This window comes from Streptomyces katrae (assembly GCF_000966975.1).
In the GTDB taxonomy this organism is placed as follows: Bacteria; Actinomycetota; Actinomycetes; order Streptomycetales; family Streptomycetaceae; genus Streptomyces; species Streptomyces katrae.
Genome location: NZ_JZWV01000142.1, coordinates 1 through 5,503 on the forward strand (window position 1 = coordinate 1; position 5,503 = coordinate 5,503).

Here is a 5,503-nt window from a genome sequence, read left to right on the forward strand (position 1 = left end):
CCGGCGACCGACGTCGCCGCGGCCGCGGGCCCCGCCGCTGTTCCCGCCGAGGGCACCGGACACCGGCCGACGGGACCCGGGCCCGGTGCGGCCAGGGCTGCCGTGGCCGGGCCCGGGGCGGGCGGGCCCGTTCCGGCCGCGCCCGATGCGGCCAGGCCCGGTGCGGCCAGGCTCGGGCCCGGCGCGGGCGGATCCGGCGCAGGCCGCCGTACGGGGCCGCCCGTTCCCGCCCGGCGGCGCGGTCCCGCCGGGCAGCCGCAGCCGGGACCCGGCAGGCCGAGCGGCAGCGGGACGGCTCCGCTCGGGAAGTTCCTCGCCAAGGCCGCCGCCGTCACCGCCGGACTGACCGCCGCCGGGGCCCTGTTCGGCCTCGTACGCGACCAGACCATCGCGCACCTCTTCGGCGCCGGACACGACAGCGACGCCTTCCTCATCTCCTGGACCGTCCCCGAGATGGCCTCGACCCTGCTGATCGAGGACGCCATGGCCCTGCTGATGGTGCCCGCCTTCAGCCACGCCCTCGCCCGGCGCGCCGCCAGCCGGGCCGGGCTGACCCGCAAGGAGGCCCGCGCGGCCGACCCCGTACGCCTGCTCGTCGGGGCCACCCTGCCGCGCCTGATGGTCTTCCTCGCCGCCGTCGCCTCCGTCCTCGTCGTCGCCGCGCCCCTGGTCGTCGGCGTCCTGGCACCCGGCCTCCCCGACCCGGAACTGGCCGTCCAGTGCACCCGGATGACCGCCCTGACCGTCCTCACCTTCGGCATCGCCGGATACTTCAGCGCCGCCCTGCGCGCCCACCGGTCGTTCCTGCCGCCGGCCGCGATCTACGTCTCGTACAACGTCGGGATCATCGGCACCATGGTCGCCCTCCACACCCTGTGGGGCGTCCGGGCCGCCGCCGCCGGAGTCGCCGTCGGCGGACTGCTGATGGTGCTCGTCCAACTCCCCGCGTTCATCCGCAATGTCGGCTTCGGACCGCCCCGCGCCAAAAGGGCGGCCCCGCGCAGCCAGCGCGACCGCGACCGGCCCACCCTCATCGCCTTCGGGGTGATCGCCCCCGTCATCTCCTTCGCGGTCTTCCGCCAGTCCCAGGTCCTCGTCGAGCGCTTCCTCGCCGCCTCCCTGCCCCCCGGCGCCATCTCGCACCTCAACTACGCGCAGAAGGTCGCGCAGATGCCGATGGTGCTCTCCCTGATGATCTGCACCGTCACCTTCCCCGTCGTCGCCCAGGCCATGGCCGGCGGCGAACGCGAGAAGGCCCGCCGGCGCGTCGAACAGGACCTCGCCCTCGCCTCCCTCGCCGTCCTCCTCGGCATGGCCCTGGTCATCGGCTACGCACCGCAGATCATCGAAGTCCTCTTCGAACGCGGCGCCTTCACCCACCAGGACACCCTCACCACCGCCTCCGTCATGCGCGTCTACGGCCTCGGCCTCCTCGGCCACTGCCTCGTCGGCGCCCTGTCCCGGCCCTTCTTCTCGACCGCCCGGCCCACCTGGTTCCCGGCGCTCGCGATGGGTGCCGGGCTGCTCGTCAACATCGCGGCCGGAGCCCTCTTCGTCGGCTGGTGGGGCACCTACGGCATCGCCGCCGCCAACGCCGCCGGCATCACCGCCGCGGCCGCCCTGCTCCTCACCGGCATCGGCTCCCGCATCATCGCCATCCAGGCCCGCCGCGTGGCCGTCAGCATCGGCCGCCTCGCCGTCGCCGCCGCCTCCGCCTGCGCCACCGGCTGGCTCGCCGGCCCGATGATCCCCGACCCGCTGCTCAGTGCCGCCCTCGGCTGCCTGCTCGTCCCCGCCATGTTCGGGGCCACCGGCATGGCCATGAGGGCCCTCGAAATCACCGCCCTGCCCGGCCAGATCGCCCAGCTCGCCGCCCAGACCGTCACCCGGATCACCCAGCTCACCCAGAGGTTCCGCAATGCCCGCTGACACCGACACGGCACCCGCCGCCGTGACGGCCGCCGCCCGCCGGACCGCATCCCCATGGGTCCTGATGTACCACTCGGTCGCCGAGTTCACCGACCCCGCCGAGGACCCGTACGGGATCACCGTCACCCCCGGCGCCCTGGAGGCCCAGCTGCTGTGGCTGCGCTCCCGGGGGCTGCGCGGGGTGTCCGTCGGCGAACTGCTGCGCGCCCGCGCGGCCGGACGCGGCCACGGCCTCGTCGGCCTCACCTTCGACGACGGCTACACCGACTTCCTCACCCGCGCCCTGCCCCTGCTGCGCCGCCACGACTTCACCGCCACCCTCTTCGTGCTGCCCGGCCGGCTCGGCGTCGACAACGTGTGGGACCCGCTCGGCCCCCGCAAGTCCCTCCTCACCGCCGAGCAGATCCGCGAGGTCGCCGCCGCCGGCCAGGAGATCGGCTCCCACGGGCTGCTCCACCAGGACCTCACCGCCGCCCCCGACGACGTCCTCCAGCAGGAACTGCGCGGCAGCCGCGAGCTCCTGCGCGAGCTCACCGGCACCCTCCCCGAGGGCTTCTGCTACCCCTACGGCCACCTCGACGCCCGCGTCGTCGACGCCACCCGGGCCGCCGGGTACGGATACGCCTGCGCGATCTCCCCCGGCCGCCTCGCGGGCCGCCACGCCCTGCCCCGTACCCACGTCAGCCAGGCCGACGGCGCCGCCCGGCTGCGGATCAAGGAGCTCCGGCACGGGGTGCGCGAGCTCCGCCGGAAGGTGCCGGTGCTGCGGTGAAGGCCCTCCACATCATCACCGGCCTCGGCGTCGGCGGCGCCGAACAGCAACTGCGGCTGCTGCTGCGCCACATGCCCATGCAGTGCGACGTCCTGACCCTCACCAACCCCGGCCCGGTCGCCGAGGGGCTGCGCGCCGACGGGGTCCGCGTCGTCCACCTGGGCATGCGCGGCAACCGCGACCTCGGCGCGCTGCCCAGGCTCGTCCGGTTCATCCGCCGCGGCCGCTACGACCTCGTCCACACCCACCTGTACCGGGCCTGCGTCTACGGCCGCCTCGCCGCCCGGCTCGCGGGCGTCGGCGCGACGATCGCCACCGAACACTCCCTGGGCGAGGCCGAGATCGAGGGCCGGCCGCTGTCCGGCGGGGTCCGCGCCCTGTACCTGGCCAGCGAGCGGCTCGGCGCGGCGACGGTCGCCGTGTCGGACACCGTGGCCGCCCGGCTGGAGGGGTGGGGGGTGCCCGCCGCCCGGGTCCACGTGGTCCCCAACGGCATCGAGGCCGCCCGCTTCCGCTTCGACGAGCGGGTACGCCGCGCCACGCGCGCCCGGACCGGACTGCCCGAGCGGGCCTTCGTGGTCGGCGGGGTCGGCCGGCTGGTCCCGGGCAAGCGGTTCGACGTCCTCGTACGGGCGGTGGCCGCGCTGCCGGGGGCGCACCTGCTGCTCGCCGGGGACGGCCCGGAGCGGGCCGCGCTGCGGAGCCTGGCCGCCGAGCTGGGCGCGCAGTCCCGGATCCACCTGCTGGGGGAGCGGGACCCGCTGGGCGACAGCCCCGACGGGCGCACGCCCGGGATCCCCGCGCTGCTCGCCGCCATGGACGTGTTCGTGTCCCCGTCGCGGGAGGAGGCGTTCGGGCTGGCCGTGGTCGAGGCGCTGGCCGCCGGGCTGCCGGTGCTGCACGTCACCTGCCCCGCCATCGACGACCTCCCCGCCGCGCAGGCGCCGGGGGCGCGGCGGATCGGCACCGGGACCGGGGAGCTGGTCGCCGCGCTGCGGGGGCAGATGGAGGCGGGGGCGCGCCGGCTGCCGGCGCCGCCGGTGGTGCGGCGGTACGACATCGCGCGGAGCGCGGCGCGGCTGCTGGACGTCTACGGGCTCGCCCTGGCGCAGCCCGTGCCCGTGCCTCCGGCGCGGGGCGGGGCGGAGCCGCCGCCTGTGGCGGAGCCGCGGGGCTCCGTCCCGGACCCTGCGCCCGGGTCTCCCCCGGCCACCGCCGGGAGGGGCCCCCAGGCGGGGCTGGACCTTGCCGGGCCGGAGCCGGTCCGAGACGGCTCCGGGGGCGGCTGAACCTCTTTCCCTCCACGTACGCACACCGCTTCACCGCTTCACCCCTTCACCCCTTCACCCCGAAAGCGAGCACGCTCATGGCCGACACCGCCGACCAGAAGAAGTCCGACCACCGCTCCGGAAAGAAGCGCAGGTTCCTGCCGCCGCCCGCGTGGTGGCCGCTGCCCGCCTGCGCCCTGCTCGGGCTGGCCGCCGGCGGGGTGTACGGGGTGCTCAAGGCGCCCGAGTACGCCGCCACCAGCTACGTCGTCGCTGTACCGAACGAGACCACCGAGCCGGCCACCGCCCAGGGCTTCGCCCAGGCGTACGGCCGCATCGCCACCAGCAGCTCCACCCTGGCCTACGCCCAGCCCCGTGCGGGCGTCGGCGCCCAGCAGCTGCGCACGCAGGTCCGCGCCGAGACCTCGCCCGACTCCCCGATGATCGCGATCACCGGGACCTCCAAGAGCGCCTCCGAGGCCGCCGACATCGCCAACGCCGTCGCCGACGCCCTCTCGCTGAGCAGCAACCAGGCCGCCAAGAACACCGGCGTACAGCTGCTGCTGTTCAGCCAGGCCGTCGCGCCGACCGAGCCCGCCTCCCCGTCCGCCTCGATCAGCGCCGCCGTCGGACTGTGCGCCGGCGGGCTGCTCGGCGGCCTGTGGCTGCTGGCCCGGCCCGCCCGCCGCCGGCCTGCGGAGCAGGACGAGACGGAGCGCCCCGCGGTGGAGGAGTACGCCTCCCTGCCCGCCCAGGGCGAGCACTCCGAGCACTCCGAGACCAAGGAGAAGGAGTCCGTGCGATGACGGACGGCTCCGCCGGGGCCCTGACGGTGACGCTGTGCCGGGACTCCCGGCAGTTCGCGGCGCTGGAGGAGTCCTGGAACCGGCTCGTCCGGGAGTGTCCCACCGCCACTCCCTTCCAGAGCCACGCCTGGCTGCACTCGTGGTGGCTGTCCTACGGCAAGGACGGGCGGCTGCGGATCCTGCTCGTGCGGCGGGGGGAGGAACTGGTCGGGGCGGCCGCGCTGATGCTCGTGCACCGGCCGCTGCCGCGGCTGGTCCCGCTGGGCGGGCCGATCACCGACTACTTCGACGTCCTCGTGTCGCGGGAGCACGCCGGGCAGGTCGTGCCCGCCCTGGCCCAGGGGCTGCACCGGGCGGCCCGCAGTGCCGTGGTCGACCTGCGCGAGGTACGGCCCGGGGCGGCCGCAGAAGCCCTGTTCGAGGCGTGGCCGGGGGTGTCCAGCCGGCTGACGGACTCCACCTGCATGGAGCTGCCCGCGCTCCCCTTCGACCAGCTCGTCAAGCGGATGCCGGCCTCCGGCGCCCAGCGGGTGCGGGCCAAGCTGCGCAAGACAGACGCCGCCGGGATCGAGGAGCACGAGGTCACCGAGCGGGAGGTGCCGCAGGCCGTACGGACCCTGCTGCGGCTGCACGAGAAGCAGTGGCGCGGCCGCGGGGTGACCCCGGAGCACCTGCGGCCCCGCTTCGCCGAGCACCTGACCCGGGCCACCCGGCGCATGGTGCGGGCC

At 75.9% G+C, this 5,503-nt stretch carries 5 protein-coding genes; all 5 read left to right on the forward strand.

Annotated elements, in window-relative coordinates; genetic code table 11:
• The first annotated feature begins 102 nt into the window (after window positions 1-102).
• On the forward strand, window positions 103-1,929 hold the full coding sequence (locus tag VR44_RS07285) for a lipid II flippase MurJ (protein ID WP_245691627.1): 1,827 nt from the start codon (window positions 103-105) through the stop codon (window positions 1,927-1,929).
• Window positions 1,919-2,701 (forward strand): polysaccharide deacetylase family protein, encoded by a 783-nt coding sequence (locus VR44_RS07290; protein ID WP_045946552.1) that lies wholly within the window; start codon window positions 1,919-1,921, stop codon window positions 2,699-2,701. Before VR44_RS07285 ends, VR44_RS07290 begins: the two co-directional genes overlap by 11 nt.
• The gene (locus VR44_RS07295; RefSeq protein WP_245691626.1) at window positions 2,698-3,990 is read left to right on the forward strand and encodes a glycosyltransferase; all 1,293 of its coding nucleotides are present in this window, start codon (window positions 2,698-2,700) and stop codon (window positions 3,988-3,990) included. The genes VR44_RS07290 and VR44_RS07295 overlap by 4 nt, the downstream gene beginning before the upstream one ends.
• Before the next feature lie 77 nt (window positions 3,991-4,067).
• On the forward strand, window positions 4,068-4,775 hold the full coding sequence (locus VR44_RS07300) for a YveK family protein (RefSeq protein ID WP_045946553.1): 708 nt from the start codon (window positions 4,068-4,070) through the stop codon (window positions 4,773-4,775).
• A partial coding sequence (locus VR44_RS07305; protein WP_045946554.1) for a GNAT family N-acetyltransferase occupies window positions 4,772-5,503 on the forward strand: 732 nt, incomplete at its 3' end. The genes VR44_RS07300 and VR44_RS07305, both read left to right, overlap by 4 nt.

Bases quoted from the DNA above. Each gene is read 5' to 3' on its own strand.
- VR44_RS07300 (WP_045946553.1), top strand. From the start codon at position 4,068: ATGGCCGACACCGCCGACCAGAAGAAGTCCGACCACCGCTCCGGAAAG.
- VR44_RS07290 (WP_045946552.1), top strand. From the start codon at position 1,919: ATGCCCGCTGACACCGACACGGCACCCGCCGCCGTGACGGCCGCCGCC.